The following is a 19,876-nucleotide window of genomic DNA, read 5'->3' as shown; positions in this document are numbered from 1 at the left end:
AATAGTTTTTGTGCCATCCGCCTCTTTTTAAAGTAATGCTAAAGTTTGTTGCAATACTGGTTTTTGCTTGAGTTTTGTAAGTGGTAAGTCATGAGTCACTTGGTGATTTTCATTAAACACTACCAAACGTTTGGCGACTTGTTTGACTTGAGCCAGGTTGTGACTCGCAATTAAAATCCCTTTGCCGGCTGCATTCAGTTGTTGCAATAAACGAATCAAGAGAGCTTGGTAGGCTGCTGATAGGCCATTAAACGGTTCATCAAGCACAATCATTTCAGGATTCATCGTTAGCACGCTGCCCAAAGCGACAAGTTTTTTTTCGCCACCTGAAAGTTGATAAGGAACGCGATCGGCAAGTTTTTCAATTTGCAATAGAGCTAAGCAATCGTTAACGCGCTGTTGAATAACATCTGGGGCAAGCCCCATCTGTTCGGGGCCAAAAGCGAGTTCGGCGCGGACCGTTTCGTTAAATAATTGAACATCACTATTTTGGAACACAAAACCGATTGCGCGGTGGAGGGCAGTGGCCTGTGTCGGCTTTTTGAGGAACCGGGTATCGACAAGTTGGTCTTTAAAATAGTATTGGCCAGCGCTAGGCTGAATTAGGCCATTAATTAATTTAAAAAGAGTTGATTTGCCTGAACCATTGGGCCCCATAAACGCAACAGCCTCCCCAGCATTGATGGTAAGGGAAATATCGCTAAGGCTGTCGCTTTGTGAATAGGCGTAGTGAATGTGTTGTAAGACCAACATCTAATTACCTCCGAATGAAACAGAATAGACAAAAGAGTGCTAAATCCCAACCGATTAACCGCCAATCGTAGCGATTGACAGTCAATGGCGGCTGACGCTTAATTTGGCCGGTATAGCCCCGTAGAATCATCGCGTCATATAGTGCAGCAATGTAATCGCGAGAACTCAAGTAGAGGCGACCAATCAGTGAACCAATTAAATTTTGCCGTTGGTGGCTTTTGCCGGTTGAACGTAAGCGAATTGCCCAGAGTGATTCTTGTAAAAATTGGGCAAGTAAGTGGCTATATTTCAGACTAATTTCGAGTGTTAAAATCAGCAGACTAGGGAGTCTTAATTGGCGTAAAGCAACAATAAAAGCGGGCCAAGTAATCGTCTCGAGAAAAAAGGCAATATTCAATAACATGATTTCAGTTCGTACGATAAACAAAAGCGTCGTGGTGACTTGGCCTAACCAAAAATTCGGTAGAATTAATAAAATCGCAATGATACTGATGTCACCAACGCGTTTAAAAAGCGGCCATAAATGCTGACTTGGTAAGCGGCAAATGCGGGTTAATGTTAATAAACCAATCAACCAAATCAAAAGCAGACTGTGGGTTAACACGAGAATAATGAGTGTCACCAATAAACTAATTAATTGAATACCAGGTGTTTGATGGATGGTTAAGGGTTGGAGTTTTGTTTGGTTAAAGCGGCGCAGTAAGCGATCGCTAAAGCGCAAATTTTGAATTAAAAAACGGTCGAACTGCGCGACCGTTTTGGGCGTAGCTTCCGTTGTTTGAAGCCAGGTTGGTAATTTAGGATTGGGTTGAATAATGATTCATCACCAGTTTTCCGATAAGATAAAAAATAATGACGGCTGTTACCGCTGATAAGATGTAGCCAAGTGATAATGGGATGCCAGCGACGGTGTAGTCACTAAAGATAGCGTTAAAGTTTAAACCATGGGCCATACCACTTGGCAGGCTGTGCCCTAGGTGGTCATGTTTTAGTTGGGCAACGAGTCCGCTTGCGCTCCATTCACCCCAAGCGGTCCCACTGGACAGTAAGCCGATTGGTGACAGAATAATTAAGCCGCCGATGAATAGGTAAAGGGCGTGCTGTAAACGGTGTGGGGTCTGTGGATCCACCGGTTGGACTGGTGTGGCATAGAGTTCACTGGGGGCAACACGGTAAATAAATTGATAAACGGCAAGGGTAAAGCCGGCTTCCACCCAACCAGCGACTAATAAATGAGCGAACAACATGGCTGGAATCGCAATGTGCAACGGATAAGGGGCATACAAAGGTTGGCCAGCTGCGTTATGTGCAACGAGCGGTTGTAGGCCAAGTTCGATACCGGCCATCAATGCGGCGGCATTAATTCCGAGATAAGCGCCAATCACGACCCCAATTTTGGAATGGTGTGCTTTTTGGAATAGCCGATATAGACCATAGCCGACAAACGGCATGATAATAGCCATGTTGAAAATATTGGCACCGAGTGCGAGAATCCCACCATCGCCGAATAAGAAGGCCTGCATGATGAGTGCAATCGTCACGGCTAGACTAGCGGCGTACGGTCCAATGAGAATCGCTAATAGGGTTGCGCCAACGGCATGAGCGGTGGTCCCACCAGGAACGGGGACATTAAACATCATGATTAAAAAAGAAAGCGAAGCGGAAATCCCTAACATCGGGACCGTTTCTTTTTTTTCGGCAACTTGGTATTTGACTTTCTTGAGGGCCAAACCAATGACTGGAACAGCGGCCGCTGCTAGCACGGCACATGTCTGGGGACTTAAATAATTATCAGGAATATGCATCGATAAATAACCTCCACTGAATAGTTTACACTTATTAAGCTTAGTCATCTCATGGGTGTTTACAATTACCAATGGTGTTGACAAATGTTAACGAATATTTAGTTGGCGATATTATCAAGTAAGTAACTAACGTTTTTAATTAAAAATTTATGGTCGGTCATTTCGATGACGCCGTCTTTTTTGAGATGGTTAAGCATGCGATTAACACTACTACGAGAGCTAATGCCACAAAAGCCAGCAATATCTTCATTAGTGATGACAAAATCAATGAGGATACCATTACGGCGCTGTTTGCCAAAAAGATCAATCAAACTATATAAAAAGGCGCACAGTCCACCGTTTTTACCATTCATCACCATTTTTTGTAATCGATAAATATTCTCAGATAATTTTTTTCGATAATAGTTTTTTACATAGTTTTGGAGTTCCGGAGTTGCATTTACATAGTTCCAGAAGGTCACTCGATCAATCTGATAAAAGGTTGCTTCATCAGTTTCAATGCGGACGTTAAACGGTTGATCAGTATATTTTGAAATTTCATCCCGTAAAAGTGAAATGACATCCGGTTGTGCGATGTATGAAAGATTAAATTCACGGCCATCTTGTAAAATAATCGAATTTTTGATGACTCCTTTTTTTAAAATGTAAGTGTAACGCTCTTCCAAACCGTGATATGTCAGGTATGTATGTTTCTTCTTAGTGATGATTGGGACGTGCCGTTCTTCTAAAAAGTTAATTAAAAATTCAATATCCGTTAAAACCATAATGTATCTGCCTACCCTTTGTAAATTCAGTTTAATTAATTTTGCTAATTGTTAAATAACTTTATCCTAATTATACGCGTAACAGTGAGTAAATTGTTAACATTTGTTGCATGCAAAAGTGATATTAAAATGTAGTCAATATAGTACATCGCACTCTTTTCAGAAAATCTGTATAACTATGAACGTAGCTTGAAAAAAGCGTTCAATCAGTATTGAGAAAGGAAGTCTTACAGTTTGGTAGCGATTAAATTACCTTACGATCAAAAAAGCATCACGGCTAACATTGCCGATGCTAATTTTGCTGGCAAGCTTGTTTCACAAGCTGCTACATATCAAAATCCAATGAGTGAGGTCGAAACGGTTGAAAAATCATTAGACAATCCCATTGATAGCCCGAAGTTAGAAGAGCTAGCTAAAGGGAAAAAGAATATTGTGATTATCAGTTCCGACCATACCCGGCCAGTCCCTTCACACATTATCACCCCCATCTTGTTACGGCGTATTCGGTCTGTCGCACCTGATGCACGGATCCGAATTTTGGTCGCAACCGGGTTTCATCGCCCTTCAACGCACGAAGAATTGGTTAATAAATATGGTGAAGACATTGTCGCCAACGAAGAAATTGTCATGCATGTTTCAACTGATGACAGCTCAGTTGTGAAAATTGGTCAATTGCCATCAGGTGGTGACTGTATCATCAATAAAGTCGCAGTTGAAGCAGATTTATTAATTTCAGAAGGTTTTATTGAGTCGCATTTCTTTGCTGGCTTTTCAGGCGGTCGGAAATCTGTTCTCCCTGGGGTGGCTTCATATAAAACAATCATGGCCAACCACTCAGGCGAATTCATTAACTCTCATTATTCAAGAACTGGGAATTTAATGCATAATCCAGTGCATAAGGATATGGTTTATGCAGCTAAAAAAGCCGGCTTAAAATTTATTTTGAATGTGGTCTTAGATGAAGACAAACATATTATTGGTTCCTTTGCTGGAAATCTAGAGACAGCGCATAAAAAAGGCTGTGATTTTGTAGAAAGTCTATCAAAAGTTGACAAAATTGATTGTGATATCGCGATTTCAACGAACGGGGGCTATCCACTTGATCAAAATATTTATCAAGCCGTTAAAGGGATGACTGCTGCTGAAGCAACTAACAAACAAGGCGGTGTGATTATCATGGTCGCTGGTGCTCGTGACGGTCACGGTGGTGATGGGTTCTATCACAATATTGCCGATGTTAAGGATCCAAAAGAATTTTTGGAACAAGCCATTAATACACCACGACTTGAAACTGTCCCGGATCAATGGACGTCACAAATTTTAGCTCGTATTTTGGTCCAACATCATGTGATTTTCGTGTCTGATTTGGTTGATCCACAATTGATTAAGAAGATGCACATGGAATTGGCAACCAGTTTAGATGCTGCGTTAGAACGGGCCTACGAAATTGAAGGGACAGACGCAAAAGTCACAGTTATCCCGGATGGTTTAGGGGTTATTGTGAAATAACAATAGAAAGAATGAGTAGTTTGGAGACAACAAATGACTTGCAACAGCTTTTAGAAGCCGTTGCCAATCAAAAGATAAGTGTGTCAGCGGCTCAAACACAACTGACACGCGCCCAAAATATCGATGATTTAGGCTTTGCTAAGGTTGATTTAAGCCGGTCAAAACGGAATGGCTATCCAGAAGTTATTTATGGTGCTGGTAAGACTGCTACACAAATTATTGAGATTATTGGTTCCTTAAAACGACATGCTGAAAATATTTTATGTACACGAGTCTCGCCGGAAAAATATGCTTTAATTCATGCGGCGGAACCTGAGGCCGTGTACCATGAAATGGCGCAATGCGTTGCATTAACGGTTAAACCACTACCAACTACAGCACACTATATTGCGGTAGTGACGGCTGGAACGTCTGATATGGCTGTGGCCGAAGAAGCCGCCGTGACCGCTGAAGTTTATGGTAATCAAGTCAAGCGAATTTATGATGTGGGTGTTGCTGGGATTCATCGCTTATTTGCTCATCTGGAAGAAATTCGGCAAGCTCAAGTTGTCATTGTCGTTGCTGGAATGGAAGGGGCCTTAGCCAGTGTTGTTGGTGGCCTGATTGAAAAGCCATTAATCGCAGTTCCAACGAGTATCGGTTACGGTACTAATTTCGGTGGTTTGACGGCGCTGATGACGATGCTCAATAGTTGTGCTTCCGGGATCACTGTCGTCAATGTCGACAACGGTTTTGGTGCCGGTTACTCAGCCAGTATGATTAATCATTTAAGTGACACGGAGGATGACAAATGAGGACGCTTTATTTAGATGCATTTTCAGGAATTAGTGGAGATATGTTTATCGGTGCATTGCTCGATTTGGGCATTGATTTCAAACAATTTAAAACAGAGTTGGCTAAACTGAATGTCCCAGGCTACCATCTACATGCCGAACGGATTGCCAAAAGTAGTATTTATGGTACCGATTTTGACGTGCATTTGCCAGACGCTGTGCATAAAGATGCAGGCTTTATTGAAGCAATACCAGCACAGCATCATGAACATTCACATATTCATGAAGCAGACCACGGGCATTCTCACAGTCATAGTGATGAAGTGCGGCATTTAAAAGAGGTTGAAGCTATCATTGATCACAGTGATTTAAGCGATTATGTTAAAACGAACGCCAAACGAGTTTTTACAGAAATTGCGCAATCAGAAGCAGTTGTTCATAACTTACCATTAAGTGATGTTCATTTTCATGAGGTTGGGGCGTTAGATTCAATCGTTGATATTGTTGGGGCATTTGTGGCGCTTGAATTATTAGGAGTCGACCAAGTGTATTCATCGGAATTAACAGATGGGAGCGGGTTTATCAAAGTTGCCCATGGCCTGATGCCCGTGCCGGTCCCTGCCGTTATGCAAATGCGAGTGGGCAGCAGTATTCCAATTAAACAAAATCGCAACTTGAATACTGAATTGATTACGCCAACTGGGATGGGGATTGTCAAGACAATTGTTGACCAATTCTGTCCAATCCCAAACGATCAAACGATTATGCAAGTTGGCTATGGTTTTGGTAATCGAGAAACACCACAACTTAATGCACTGCGCGTGATGTTGTGCGAAAAAAAAAACTAAGCCAACAGATTGTTAAAGCCAGTGCTGATCAGATTTTAGTGTTGGAAGCGAACATTGATGATCAGTCAGCTGAAAGTTTAGCACCGGTCTTAGAATTGTTGATGGACAATGGGGCGCTCGATGCCTTTTTCAGTCCAATTCAGATGAAGAAGAATCGGCCAGCCACTAAGTTGACGGTCATGATTCATCCAGCCGACCAACAAGCGATGACCTATTTGATCTTGAAACATACATCAACTGTTGGTGTGCGTTATCAGACAATGGAGCGCACCATCATGTCACGACATTTTATGACCGTCACGACTGGTTACGGTGAGATTCGGGTCAAAGTCGTGAACTATGACGATATTGAAAAATGTACGCCAGAGTTTGACGATTGTTTAGCCGCCGCTAAGACCTTCGATGTGGCGCTCAATCAAGTTTATCGTGCTGTTTATCAGCAACTAAAATAAGCGTGTGCCATCGCTAACCGCAGCAACATGTCTGAAAAGAGCACGTTTATGCTATAAAAATTTAGATATTAAAATAGTTATTATTTGGAGGAAATTATTCATGATTCATCAGTTATTAGCAGAATTTATGGGAACTGCGCTCATGATCGTTTTTGGGGTCGGAGTTCACAGTGACGAGGTTTTAAAGGGTTCTAAATATCGTGGTTCAGGTCACCTATTTGCGATTACCACCTGGGGTTTTGGGATTACAGTCTCATTATTCATCTTCGGGGATGTTTCAATTAATCCCGCTATGGTGCTAGCACAATGTATCTTAGGTAATATTTCATGGGCAATGTTCATCCCTTACTCAGTCGCAGAAGTTTTGGGCGGAGTGGTCGGTGCAGTCATCGTCTATATCATGTATGCCGATGAATTTAAAGCATCAGAAGGCAATGTCGATCCCGTTGCAATCCGTAACATCTTTTCAACGGCACCTGGTATCCGTAATTTACCCCGTAATTTTTTCGTTGAATTTTTTGCAACATTCGTCTTTATTGCATCCATTTTAGCAATTACTCAAGTAAAGACACCTGGGATTGCTCCAATCGCAGTTGGTCTACTTGTTTGGGCGATTGGGATGGGAATGGGCGGTCCAACCGGCTTTGCGATGAACTTAGCGCGTGATATGGGCCCTAGAATTGCCCATGCTATCTTACCAATTAAAAATAAAGCCAACTCAGATTGGCAATATGGGATTATCGTTCCCGGAATTGCACCATTTGTAGGTGGCTTATGTGCTGCCCTCTTTATGCGGAGCTTCTTTGGGCTTTAATTCAATCGGAGGAAAAAACGATGCGTGAACAAATTAAACAAACTCAAAGCATGATGCTCGACTTATTTGAAGTTGCTACGCATGCTTCACAGCAAAGCACTATTACGACCAGTTTAATTGAGGCCCAACAGGCACTATTAACAGCCCAACAGCTCTATAGTGACTCAGAAGGGACTCAACAAACGCCCAATCAATCAACCTTCAAGCACTTCGTTGAGTGTGCCACTCATTTAAACTTGATGATTGTTAAGAGCTTGGATAATCATGATTTAGCTGAGGCTGATCATATTCAAAATGAATTATCAGAATTAAAACAATTAATTTAAAAATTGAGAAAGAAGTCTTTAACAATGAATACATTATCTGAAAAAAAAGCTATGCTAATTGCCAGTTTACAACAAATGGAAAAAGTGATTGTTGCCTTTTCTGGTGGGATTGATAGCACATTAGTTTTAAAAATGGCTTTAGAGACACTTGGCAAAGAAAACGTCTTAGCAGTCGTTGCTAACTCAGAATTATTCACAGACGAAGAATTTAACAAAGCCATCGAACTAGCCACAGAAATGGGTGCTAATGTCGCAACCACAACCTTGAACTATTTAGCCGACGAACACATCGCCAATAACACACCTGAAACATGGTATTATAGTAAGCAGATGTTTTACAACCAGTTGAATCAAATCGCTGCTGAAAATGGCTTTGATCATGTTTTAGATGGGATGATTATGGATGATAACAGTGACTTCCGTCCAGGTTTACGGGCTCGTGACGAAGCTGGTGCGGAAAGTGTCCTTCAAACAGCTGGGTTCTATAAGATTGATGTCCGTCAATTGGCTAAAAAATTGAACTTGAACAACTGGAACAAGGTCGCTAGTTGCTCAGTTTCTTCGCGCTTCCCATACAATACAGCTTTAACGGAAGCAAAAATTGCCCAAGTGATGCAATCTGAAAAATTCTTGCGTGATTTAGGTTTTGCAACGGTCCGCGTACGCTACCACGGCTCAATCGCCCGGGTTGAAGTTCCAGAAGCACAAATTGCTGAGTTTTTAACCCACAGCGAACAAATCAATCAAGCATTACAACAAGCTGGTTTTGAATTTGTGACCGTTGATTTAGCTGGATTCAAGAGCGGCCGGATGAATGAAACATTAACGACCGCCCAAAAAGCAGCTTTAATGACTGCTTAATCTGGAATCAAGTGTTTTAAAGGCTGGGACAGGGTTTCTTTGTCCGGGCCTTTTTTGGTAGCTAAAAGTGTTTATCCGTGCTTTAAAAGGGAACTATGGTAAACTATTATAGATACTTTTTTAAAATGAGGCGAAAAATTGTGAAACATATTTATCTAGATAACGCGGCAACGACGCCTATGGCACCAGAGGTCATCGCGACGATGACCGAACAGATGCAAGCCGATTTTGGGAATGCATCAAGCACCCATTATTTTGGCCGACAAGCGCATACAGTGTTGGATACGAGCCGTCACACCTTGGCCCAGAGCATTCATGCTAAGGATAACGAGATTATCTTAACGAGTGGGGCAACGGAAAGTAATAATACGGCAATCTTACAGACAGCCAAGCTGCGTGCTAAAGAAGGCAAGCGGATTATTACAACGGCAATTGAACATCATTCCGTTTTAAAACCCATGGCTTATTTAGAATCTCAAGGCTTTGACGTGGTCTACTTGCCCGTTAACGAACAAGGGGTCATTGATTTAAACGACTTGAAAGCAGCTTTGACCCCCGAAACGATTTTAGTATCCATTATGATGGGTAATAACGAAGTCGGCAGTCACATGCCAATTCACGAAATTGGGGAACTTGTCCGTGAATCAAATGCCTGGTTCCACACAGATGCCACCCAAACATATGGCTTATTAGATATCGATGTACAAGCTGATAACATCGATTTACTGGCAGTCTCGGCCCACAAGATTAATGGGCCCAAGCAAATCGGATTTCTCTACGTCAATGATGCGGTTCACTTACCATCATTTGTCTTAGGCGGCGAACAAGAAAAGAAACGTCGGGCAGGAACTGAAAATGTGCCCGCAGTGGCTGGTTTTGCTAAGGCGGTTGAATTACTGACACCGGCGGTTAAAGCTGATATTCAAGCACGATATGCTGGGTTCAGACAGCAATTACTGGCGACTTTAGCGGCAAACGACATTGATTTTGCGCTGAACGCAGAAGGTGCTGATCAAGTCGGCCACGTTGTGAACCTTTGGATTAAAGGTGTTTCAACCTATGTCTTACAGATGAATCTTGATTTAGCTGGTTTTGCGATTTCAGGTGGTTCGGCATGTACGGCTGGTGATTTGGAGCCATCACACGTGTTGATTGCGATGTATGGTGAAGATAGCCCCCGCGTTGCTGAAAGCATCCGGATTAGTTTTGGTCACGAAACGACTAGTGAAGAGGTTGCCGCTTTTGCCGAAGCACTCACGAAGATTGTGAAACGCAATTTGGCAAAGCAAGTAGCTAAGGGGTAGGCAGCGTTTACGTGCTTGTGCTAAAATAGACTTATTCAGTGTATGGAGGTTAGGCAGATGGCTTTATTAAAAACAACAGCAACAATTCTTGGGAGTACGGTTTTATATCGACTAAACCCCGCTGTTAAAAAGTATACCTTAAGAGATGTTGGCTTTGTGCCCACAAATAATGGTAATTTTCAAATGGAACGACCATTAGATCCGAATTCACCATTTAACAATGCGATTAAGTTAAAGATAACGATTGCCAAAGATTTGCAGACATTGAAGATGTCGGTGACTTCACCAGATGGCTTACATCCAGTCGATATTTTTAAGAGTGAAAAAAATGCTGAGAATGTTGAACAGTTTGATTTTGTGATTAATAATCTGGTTGCACGTGAGGTGCTACTTAAAGAAGAATAAATGTTATTTCAAATGCGGTTTACCAAAGACTGATTGGTAAACCGTTTTTTTGATTAACTTATGAAAAGTGAGTGTTATAATTTGAAATATTAACCAAGATTGCTATAATGGTAAGTACTGGAATTCACGACCTTCAAATCGTAGAAAACTAGAATCTATTTGAAATGATGGTGATATTGTGGTTGACCACAGTAATACACGAGTCGTCGTTGGAATGAGCGGCGGGGTGGATTCATCGGTCACAGCCTTATTGTTAAAGCAACAAGGTTATGATGTGATTGGTGTTTTCATGAAAAATTGGGACGATACAGATGAAAATGGTGTCTGTACCGCAACGGAAGATTACGAGGATGTTGCCAAAGTTGCTTCTAAAATTGGAATTCCTTATTATTCCGTGAACTTCGAAAAAGAATATTGGGATCGTGTATTCGAATATTTCTTAGACGAGTACAAGCACGGCAGAACGCCTAATCCAGACGTCATGTGTAACAAAGAAGTGAAATTCAAGGCCTTCTTAGACTACGCAATGGAATTAGACGCCGATTTCATCGCCATGGGCCACTACGCTCAGATTGAGCGCGACGATAACGGCATCGCCCACATGTTACGTGGCGGTGATAGCAATAAAGATCAAACTTACTTTTTAAGTGCCCTCTCGCAAGATCAATTACAAAAATCAATGTTTCCAATCGGCCATATGCAAAAGGCGGAAGTGCGCCGAATCGCTGAAGAAGCTGGTTTAGCAACTGCTAAGAAAAAAGATTCCATGGGGATTTGCTTTATCGGCGAACGCAATTTCAAGCAGTTTTTAGGCGAGTATTTACCCGCCCAACCTGGTAAGATGATGACCGTCGATGGTCTTGAAAAAGGGACACACGACGGTTTAATGTACTATACGATCGGTCAACGCTCTGGTCTTGGTATCGGTGGCGGTGGTCAATCAAACGATCCTTGGTTTGTGGTTGGTAAAGATTTGGATCAGAATATTTTATATGTTGGCCAAGGTTACCATAATGAATTACTTTATGCAGATCAATTAGATGCAAGTAATATTTCTTGGATTACACCAGTTGATCACGGGACAGATTTTCATTGCACCGCTAAGTTCCGCTATCGTCAACAAGACGTTGGCGTAACGGTTCATATGACTTCAGCAACAGCTGCAACAGTTGTTTTCGATGCACCAGTACGGGCGATTACACCTGGTCAAGCAGTTGTTTTCTATGACGGTGCAGAGTGTTTAGGCGGCGGAACAATCGACGTGGCCTATAAAGCGGCAGCCGATAATGCTGATATGAAGGCTTTACAATACGTTTAAATAAATCATTAAAGAGCTGATAAAATAAATTTTATCAGCTCTTTTTTTGCCATAAGTTCTTCAAAATAATAAGCTTTTAGAATAAAATCACAAACAACGACTAAATCATAAGATACTACACATTTTTGATTGTGAAATAATTTTAATGGGTTGCTAAGATTGACTTTTCAAAACTAAATAGCGTACAATACGGTTATGCAAGATATGTGTTGTTATTCACAATTCGAGCGATGAATCGATTATTAAGATATTTCTAGGAGGTCATATGATGAAAGTAGCAGTTATTGGTTGTACACATGCAGGGACTTTTGCAACACAAGCAACATTGGCAGAACATCCTGATTGGGATGTAACGGTTTATGAAACGCATGATAATCTATCGTTCTTATCATGTGGGATTGCTCTTTGGGTGGGCGGCCATGTAGCGGATCCTAAGAAAATGTTCTATTCAAATCCAGAAATGTTAGCTCAAGCAGGTGCTCATATGAAGATGCAGCACACTGTTTTGGAAGCTGATTTAGATCATAAAAAATTACGTGTTAAAAACTTAGTGACTAAAGAAGAAACAACCGAAAAATTTGATAAAATTATTGTTACAACGGGTTCAGCACCCGTAATTCCGCCAATTGACGGTATCGATAATTCGAACGTTAAATTATGTAAAGACTGGGGTCATGCCAACGAATTAAAGAAGACTGCCTCAAGCGTAAAGAGTGTCATCGTGATTGGTTCAGGTTACATCGGTGCTGAATTGGCAGAAGCTTACGCAACAACTGATAAGCAAGTGACATTAATTGATGCGTTACCACACGCCCTCGGCAAGAACTTTGATCCTAATATCTCCGAAATTGTGGAACAGGATTACCGTGATCATGGCGTGACGCTTGCACTCAATGAAAAAGTGGTCAGCTTCTCAGGCATTGATCAAGTGACGGTTAAGACGGATAAAAATGAATATACAGCGGACATCGCAATTTTATGTGTTGGTTTCCGCCCCAATACAGGGCTTTTTAAAGAGCAAGTTGATATGTTAGCCAACGGTGCCATTTTAACGGATGAGTACATGCAAACCACTGTTAAAGATGTTTATGCAGCGGGGGATTCAGCAGCAGTTTTCTATAATCCAACGCAAAAGGCCGATTATATTCCTTTAGCAACTAATGCGGTACGTCAAGGCCTATTAATTGGCCGTAATATCGAAACACCAACTGAAAAATATATGGGGACCCAAGCAACATCTGCCGTTGAATTATTTGGTCGCACCTACTCAGGTAGTGGCCTAACAGTTGAAGGGGCCAAAGCACGTGGGATAGAGGTCGCTACAACCACCTTAGAACAAGATTATCGTCCGGATTTTATGCCATCAACGACACCGGTATTGATGAACTTGACGTGGGATCCGAAGACGCGGCAAGTATTGGGCGGCTCATTCACAAGTATGTATGACATTGCCCAAGCTGCTAACATCATCTCAATGGCGATTCAAACAAAGATGACGATTGACCAATTGGCGATGGTGGATATGTTTTTCCAACCGAACTACGACCAACCCGTCAACTATGTCAATGCAATTGCGATGCAAGCTGTTACTGAAAGCAAATAAAAGTGGGTCATTAAACGAAAAGAGATAGCTGATAGAAAACGATTAGATTGGTTAATATATGAAGTCGCTAGGATAAAAAACACTTTTATCCTAGCGTTTTTTTTAATGGTGGAATGTGTGCTTTATTAGTCGATTGACTTGAATTTAGGACGTAACTCTTTCATAATGAAAAGTAAGTTATTTTAAGGAGCGAGCGCATGACAACCTTATATTTTATCCGCCATGGTAAGACTGAATGGAATTTAGAAGGCCGCTATCAAGGAGCGCGGGGGGATTCACCATTATTAACCAGTAGTTACGTTGAAATTGAGGAATTGGCCCATTTTTTAAAACCGATTCATTTTGACCATTTATACACGAGTCCGTTAAAACGTACACAGGTAACGTCTGTAGCGCTAAAACGCGATTTAGGGCAGGATTTTCCGATTACGGTTGTTGAGGCGCTCCATGAATTTAATCTGGGTTTAATGGAAGGAATGCGCTTTACGGAAGTAGAAAAACAATACCCCGCAATCGTGAAGGCCTTTCGGGAGTCACCAGCTGACTATGATCCAACTGAAATTAAAGGAGAAACCTTTGAACAAGTGATTGCACGGACGACACAGGCAATTGATACGATTGTTAAGGCGGCTCAGCCGAATGCGCATATTTTAATTGTTAGTCATGGGGCCGCAATGGTCGCAATGATGCAATCCCTTTTGAAGACTCCTCTTGCACAAGTTCGCAAAGACGGTGGGGTAACGAATTCATCAGTGACAACGATGACGACCAATGATCAAGGCGCATCATTTAACTTAATAAAATGGAATGATACACACTTTTTGAGTAAGCAATTATCCGCCACGGATACAATATAGGAGATGATCACGTGCAAGCAATTCTAAAAAAATGGGCTGCTGGCGAGCATGAAGTCGCTGTTAAAGAACTCGTCCAATATTTACAAGAGCAACCGGATGATATAGAAGCCTACGTTACTTTAGCGACGTTTTTAACAACACTCAAGGATTTCGAACAGGCAGAAGTTCTTTTACAAAAGGCACTCACTCAATTTCCAAAGGAAAATGCGTTAATTTATGCCTTGGGCACACTGTACTATCAAGCGGAGGCTTATCAACAAGCAGCACCATTATTTATGCAATTGGTCCAAGACTCACAAGCAATTGATGCTCAATATATGCTTGCACAGACGTATCATCAACTCGAACAAAATTCGCGGGCACTAGTGTTTGCTTTGACGGTTCAAGAGCAACAACCAGATCAACTTGACGTCAATCTTTTAGTTGGGGATATCTTGACTAGTTTGGGTGATTTTGATCAAGCACAAACTTATTTAAAAAATGCATTGACCATTGATCCGCGAAATGGTGAAGTGTTGTTCAAGTACGGCCTAACACAGTTAGTTTTAGGGGCCACTAGTGATATATATTTCGAGCAAGCAAAGCAGTATGCACCGGATTATTTCCAGAAGAATAAGCAACAATTAATCGATATAGAAGGCTTCATGCAGGCCCAAGCACATAAAGAATAAGGAATGGCAATTGTGGAAATAGTAAAGACAAATGAAACGAAGCCAACTGTCACCGGAACTGTCCAGAATATTTTTTATGAGAGTCCGGACAACTTTTTTAAAATCCTGCTCGTCAAGGTGGCACATCAGACGATTGACTGGCACGAAACAGAAATCGTGGTGACCGGGAGTTTTGGTGACATCAAAGAAGATGAACGCTACACTTTCTATGGGAAAGTCGTCACGCATCCTAAGTATGGCAAGCAGTTCCAAGCTGATAATTATCAAGTGGACCAACCAACGACTAAGGCCGGCTTAGTCGCTTATTTATCTGGCGAAAAATTTACGAGGATTGGACAAAAAACGGCCGAAAAAATCGTGGATGCCCTTGGAATTGACGCGATTGACAAAATATTAGATGATCCGACGGTATTGGCACCTTTGGGACTAAATGCGAAGAAACAAGCACAACTCGTTGAAACACTGACGATTAACAATGGCATGGAACAGATTATTATCGGCTTAAATAACTACGGTTTTGGTAGTTCGATGGCCTATAACATCTATCAGACCTACCATGAAGACACGCTGAAGGTTATCCAAGAAAATCCGTACCAACTCGTAGCTGACATTGCTGGGATTGGCTTTAAACGTGCGGATAATTTAGCGGAGACGCTTGGGTTTGCCGCTGATTCAGCCGTACGGGTGCAAGGGGCGTTAATGCAAGCGTTAAATGAGCTAACCAATCAAGCAGGGGATACCTATACCCAGGCTAAGCCATTATTGGCGGCTAGTATTGAGCTGATGGAAAAAGCCCGCAATGTCGCAATTGACCCGAACCTAGTCGCTGAACAACTGATGGCCCTCGCGCACGATGGGAAAGTTGTTGGCGATGAGAATCGTATCTATCCGAATGGGTTATTTAATGCGGAGTGGCAAATTGCGAACCATTTAATGCGAATTGAAAATGAACGCGATCAGCTCAGCTACCCCAAACATGATTTAGATCAAGAAATCCGCCACCTTGAAAAACGTTTCAAGATGACATACGATGATGTGCAACAAGAAGCGATTAAACTCGCAATGACCCACCGGACGTTCTTATTAACTGGGGGTCCCGGTACTGGGAAAACAACGATTATTAACGGGATTGTGACGTTGTATGCTGAATTAAATGGTCTATCATTGGACATTAGCGAATATAAAGACACCCCGTTTCCGATTCTATTGGCCGCGCCAACAGGTCGTGCCGCCAAGCGAATGAGTGAAACGACGGGGTTGCCTGCTAGTACAATCCATCGCTTACTCGGGATTACCGGCCGCGAGAATAATCCCGATGTTTCGGGCAATAAAGAACTTGAAGGTGGCTTGTTAATTATCGATGAAATGTCGATGGTCGATACTTACTTGTTCCGTTCATTACTACGGGCTGTGCCAAGTCATATGCAAGTTGTATTAGTTGGGGACAAGGATCAATTGCCGTCAGTCGGGGCCGGGCAAGTCTTTTTTGATTTATTGCAAAGTAACGTTATTCCGGCAGTTGAGTTACAACGGATTTACCGACAAGACGATCAGTCAACGATTATTCCGTTGGCCCATGAGATTAATCAGGGGCAACTTCCAGCAGATCTATTAAAGCCGCAAAAAGACCGTAGTTTTATCCAATGCAATCCTTACCAGATTGAATCGGTGATTGAACAAATTGTCACCAAAGCGAAGGCGCGTGGCTTCGAAACAAAGGACATTCAAGTGTTAGCACCAATGTATAAGGGGGCAGCCGGAATTGATCAATTGAATCCGATGATTCAAAATATCATGAATCCGAAACTAGATGATCGTAAAAAACAAGTCAGCATTGGCAACGTCCATTACCGAATTGGCGATAAAGTGTTACATCTGGTCAATAGTCCAGAGCAAAATGTGTTCAACGGTGAAATCGGACAGATTACGGGGATTACTTATGCTAAAAAAAGTGTGGACAAGGTTGATGAGATTACAATTGCTTTTGACAGCACAGAAGTCACTTATAAGCGGAGTGAATGGCATAAAATTACCCTAGCTTACTGTACCTCAATTCATAAGGCCCAGGGCTCTGAATTTGAAATGGTGATTTTGCCATTAGTAAATCAATATCAACGGATGCTTAAGCGGAACTTGCTTTATACGGCAGTTACGCGTGCTAAATCATTATTGATCTTAGTTGGTGAACCGAGTGCCTTCCAAAAAGCAGCGCACGAGCTGTCCGCTAATCGGCAAACGACGTTAAAAGAACGCATAAAGAGCGTCTTTACTGGTGAACAACTGACGCCAGCGATTAAAACGGCGAGTGTCGGACAAAATGAAGCACACCCAGTTGCCCAACCGGTGTCACCCAGTACGCCGTCAGTCGCAGTCGATGAAACCATTCAAGAAGCGCCAGTTAGTTATGTCTTAACACCTACTCTTTTGGCACGACAATCTGTTGATCCCATGATTGGGATGACTGAGGTAACACCGTACGATTTTATGCCGAAAACAAAATAGTGTATAATAAAATAAATGACTAACAAAAAATGAGGCGAAACAATGGTTGACCAGCGAGCTAATTTAGAGATTAGACCCGTGACAATTGAACATTTAGAACAGTTTAATGACTTATTACGGTATGTTTTCCAAGTAACTGATCAGGAAGTTTCTGACAGTGGTTATGAAGAAGGCGAATTAGAGCGGGCTAAACGGCCGGTATTAGAGGAATCTGATGTCATCGGGTGGTTCAATGGTGATGAATTGGTTTCACAATTAGCAATCTATCACTGCCGTGTGAATATTCACGGTCGGCTCTTTAATATGGGGGGACTAACGGGGGTCGGGACGTATCCAGAATATGCTGGACATGGCTTAATGCATGACTTAGTGAAGGTTGGTTTGCATAAAATGCGTGAAAACAAGCAATGGATTTCATATCTTTACCCATACAGTATTCCGTTTTATCGGAAAAAAGGGTGGGAGATTATGTCTGATCATTTAACTTATGATATTCGCGATAACCAGTTACCTAAACAACGACCAGTGAATGGCCATGTTGAACGTCTTGATATTGATGATGAAGACGTGATTAAAACTTATGACCGCTTTGCCGTTAAAAATCACGGCGCGATGATTCGTAATGCATTAAATTGGGATGAATATTGGCGTTGGGAAAATGAAGAAGAACGGATTGCCGGTGTTTATTATGATGAACATGAACAACCAACTGGTTACGTGTTATATTGGATTGCTAATGAAGTTTTTCATATCAAAGAAATGATCTACCTAAATCAAGAAGCCCGTATTGGTCTGTGGAACTTTATTGGGGCGCATTATTCGATGATTGAACATGTGAAGGGTAATTTATATCAGGATGAACCCATTTCCTTCTTACTGGAAGACGGTGATATAGAGCAAATGATCAAACCGTATTTTATGGCCCGCATTGTCGATGTCCGTGAGTTTCTGCGAGTGTACCCATTTGAAACGGATGGACAAGCTTTTCATATTGAATTGACCGATCCATTAGCTGAATGGAACAACGGAACTTTTGGGGTCTATTGGGATGAGCAAGGAAAGGTGCAAGTCACCAATCGACCCGTCGGTGAACGGATTAAATGTGATATTCAAACGCTGACCACAATGTTGATGAGTTACCGGCGTCCATCATATTTGGCGAAGATTGAACGACTCCAAGCCGATCGTCAAGCATTAAAAAATCTCGAAAACATTATTCCAATGGATCAACCGTACTTTTCAGATTATTTTTAGTAGTTTCTGGTTTATAATGACTGTAAAAAAGCGTTGCCGCTTATATTTAAGCGGCAACGCTTTTGTTTATCTAATGTGCTATTCACGGTTAAGCCAAAATGCTTGGGATTGGACGCTGAAATGTACATCAAAGGTTCGACTACCGAGTTCTTCGCCGTCCATTTGACCAAATTCCAATGTTCTTGTTTGAACGGTTAACTCGGGACCTTCAAAGTGATGGACCGCCCGATAACGAGTATGACGACCGCAAAGCATCATGATAAAAAGATAACAGAAGAAAAAAGGGTTTAGCTTTTCAATTACAATTAAATCAAGTTGATGATTATTTACTGTTGCACTTGGCATGATTGGGACTCCGCCACCAAAATAGGGATGATTGGTAGTTGTTACCAAGAATCCATGCTTAAAATGGTGGTAGTTGGGCCCGGCGTGCACAAGGACATCAAAGGCATCCTGATGCATGAAGACCTTAATTAACGAGCTGACATAGGCCAATTTTCCTAAGTGCAAGCGATTTAAAAGGTACTTATTGCGTGAATGATTGGTCGTGCTAACGACATTCGCATCAAAACCAATTCCGACGTTATTGACAAAGTAACCATGATCATGTTTGATGGCGTCATAGTAGTAACCGAGATCAATTTCAGTTGGTGTGCTTGCTGCCAGAATTTGCTCAAGTGCTTTTATAGGATCATGACTGATACCGACTCCGCGCGCAAAATCATTACCAGAACCACATGGAATGTAAGCGATGGGAATATCCCCACGATGAGCATTATAAAGACCATTAAGCGCTTGATTTAGGGTACCATCTCCGCCAATAATGAGCAATAGTTGATCATGATATTTGAATTTTGCAAATTGATAGGCGAGTTGATAGGTGTGACCTGCATAGCGAGAGAGTTGGAGATCATATTGGATTTTTTTTTGGTTTAATTGAGCTTTGATTTTAGGCCAAACATGTGCTCCTTGGCCGGTACCGGCAACTTGATTTAAGATGATATAAAAGTGGGGATTAGAGGGCATGAACAAGCCGCCTTTCCGAAAAAAGTAATCT

20 protein-coding genes are annotated in these 19,876 nt (G+C 41.8%); 15 read left to right on the top strand and 5 right to left on the bottom strand.

The window, feature by feature from the left end:
- Positions 1-27 precede the first annotated feature (27 nt).
- The 4 genes from FC90_RS03515 to FC90_RS03500 form a co-directional block, all read right to left on the bottom strand.
- Positions 28-753 (bottom strand): energy-coupling factor ABC transporter ATP-binding protein, encoded by a 726-nt coding sequence (locus tag FC90_RS03515; RefSeq protein ID WP_057907929.1) that lies wholly within the window; start codon positions 751-753, stop codon positions 28-30.
- A gap of 4 nt (positions 754-757) precedes the next feature.
- The gene (locus FC90_RS03510) at positions 758-1,474 is read right to left on the bottom strand and encodes an energy-coupling factor transporter transmembrane component T (protein WP_057907928.1); all 717 of its coding nucleotides are present in this window, start codon (positions 1,472-1,474) and stop codon (positions 758-760) included.
- Between the two features lie 76 nt (positions 1,475-1,550).
- Positions 1,551-2,558, bottom strand: coding sequence for a cobalt transporter CbiM (gene cbiM, locus FC90_RS03505; protein WP_057907927.1), 1,008 nt, complete (start codon positions 2,556-2,558; stop codon positions 1,551-1,553).
- A 98-nt stretch (positions 2,559-2,656) separates the two neighbouring features.
- On the bottom strand, positions 2,657-3,322 hold the full coding sequence (locus tag FC90_RS03500) for a Crp/Fnr family transcriptional regulator (RefSeq protein WP_057907926.1): 666 nt from the start codon (positions 3,320-3,322) through the stop codon (positions 2,657-2,659).
- 234 nt (positions 3,323-3,556) lie between these two features.
- Here FC90_RS03500 and larA point away from each other — a divergent pair, with 234 nt between their 5' ends.
- From larA to FC90_RS03425, 15 genes are all read left to right on the top strand, one after another.
- Complete coding sequence (larA, locus tag FC90_RS03495) at positions 3,557-4,831, top strand: nickel-dependent lactate racemase (protein WP_057907925.1); 1,275 nt, start codon at positions 3,557-3,559, stop codon at positions 4,829-4,831.
- A gap of 11 nt (positions 4,832-4,842) precedes the next feature.
- Positions 4,843-5,625, top strand: coding sequence for a nickel pincer cofactor biosynthesis protein LarB (gene larB, locus FC90_RS03490; RefSeq protein WP_057907924.1), 783 nt, complete (start codon positions 4,843-4,845; stop codon positions 5,623-5,625).
- Positions 5,622-6,452, top strand: coding sequence for a nickel pincer cofactor biosynthesis protein LarC (gene larC, locus FC90_RS09555; RefSeq protein WP_057907923.1), 831 nt, complete (start codon positions 5,622-5,624; stop codon positions 6,450-6,452). Before larB ends, larC begins: the two co-directional genes overlap by 4 nt.
- A complete protein-coding gene (larC2, locus tag FC90_RS09550; RefSeq protein WP_083482003.1) occupies positions 6,434-6,904 on the top strand; it encodes a nickel pincer cofactor biosynthesis protein LarC2 in 471 nt (156 codons plus the stop codon). The genes larC and larC2 overlap by 19 nt, the downstream gene beginning before the upstream one ends.
- A gap of 100 nt (positions 6,905-7,004) precedes the next feature.
- On the top strand, positions 7,005-7,718 hold the full coding sequence (gene larD / locus FC90_RS03475) for a D/L-lactic acid transporter LarD (protein ID WP_057907922.1): 714 nt from the start codon (positions 7,005-7,007) through the stop codon (positions 7,716-7,718).
- Between the two features lie 20 nt (positions 7,719-7,738).
- Positions 7,739-8,044, top strand: coding sequence for a hypothetical protein (locus tag FC90_RS03470; RefSeq protein WP_057907921.1), 306 nt, complete (start codon positions 7,739-7,741; stop codon positions 8,042-8,044).
- A 24-nt stretch (positions 8,045-8,068) separates the two neighbouring features.
- On the top strand, positions 8,069-8,905 hold the full coding sequence (larE, locus tag FC90_RS03465) for an ATP-dependent sacrificial sulfur transferase LarE (protein ID WP_057907920.1): 837 nt from the start codon (positions 8,069-8,071) through the stop codon (positions 8,903-8,905).
- A gap of 140 nt (positions 8,906-9,045) precedes the next feature.
- Entirely contained in the window at positions 9,046-10,209 is a 1,164-nt protein-coding gene (locus FC90_RS03460; protein WP_057907919.1) for a cysteine desulfurase family protein, read from the top strand.
- Between the two features lie 57 nt (positions 10,210-10,266).
- A complete protein-coding gene (locus FC90_RS03455; RefSeq protein ID WP_057907918.1) occupies positions 10,267-10,614 on the top strand; it encodes a DUF1831 domain-containing protein in 348 nt (115 codons plus the stop codon).
- A gap of 178 nt (positions 10,615-10,792) precedes the next feature.
- Positions 10,793-11,932, top strand: a complete 1,140-nt coding sequence (gene mnmA / locus FC90_RS03450; RefSeq protein ID WP_151886750.1) for a tRNA 2-thiouridine(34) synthase MnmA — start codon at positions 10,793-10,795, stop codon at positions 11,930-11,932.
- 268 nt (positions 11,933-12,200) lie between these two features.
- Positions 12,201-13,535, top strand: a complete 1,335-nt coding sequence (locus FC90_RS03445; protein WP_057907916.1) for an FAD-dependent oxidoreductase — start codon at positions 12,201-12,203, stop codon at positions 13,533-13,535.
- A gap of 197 nt (positions 13,536-13,732) precedes the next feature.
- A complete protein-coding gene (locus tag FC90_RS03440) occupies positions 13,733-14,392 on the top strand; it encodes a histidine phosphatase family protein (RefSeq protein WP_057907915.1) in 660 nt (219 codons plus the stop codon).
- A gap of 11 nt (positions 14,393-14,403) precedes the next feature.
- Positions 14,404-15,063, top strand: a complete 660-nt coding sequence (locus tag FC90_RS03435) for a tetratricopeptide repeat protein (protein WP_057907914.1) — start codon at positions 14,404-14,406, stop codon at positions 15,061-15,063.
- Between the two features lie 9 nt (positions 15,064-15,072).
- The gene (recD2, locus tag FC90_RS03430) at positions 15,073-17,565 is read left to right on the top strand and encodes an SF1B family DNA helicase RecD2 (RefSeq protein WP_404804636.1); all 2,493 of its coding nucleotides are present in this window, start codon (positions 15,073-15,075) and stop codon (positions 17,563-17,565) included.
- Between the two features lie 42 nt (positions 17,566-17,607).
- Complete coding sequence (locus tag FC90_RS03425; protein WP_057907912.1) at positions 17,608-18,819, top strand: GNAT family N-acetyltransferase; 1,212 nt, start codon at positions 17,608-17,610, stop codon at positions 18,817-18,819.
- A gap of 78 nt (positions 18,820-18,897) precedes the next feature.
- Here FC90_RS03425 and FC90_RS03420 read toward each other — a convergent pair whose 3' ends face one another.
- Positions 18,898-19,845, bottom strand: coding sequence for a diacylglycerol/lipid kinase family protein (locus FC90_RS03420; protein WP_057907911.1), 948 nt, complete (start codon positions 19,843-19,845; stop codon positions 18,898-18,900).
- Positions 19,846-19,876 lie beyond the last annotated feature (31 nt).

Origin of the sequence: Latilactobacillus graminis DSM 20719, from assembly GCF_001436415.1 — a bacterium.
GTDB lineage: Bacteria > Bacillota > Bacilli > Lactobacillales > Lactobacillaceae > Latilactobacillus > Latilactobacillus graminis.
The sequence above is the reverse complement of the archived record's forward strand: the minus strand, read 5'-3'. Positions and strand labels throughout refer to the sequence as shown.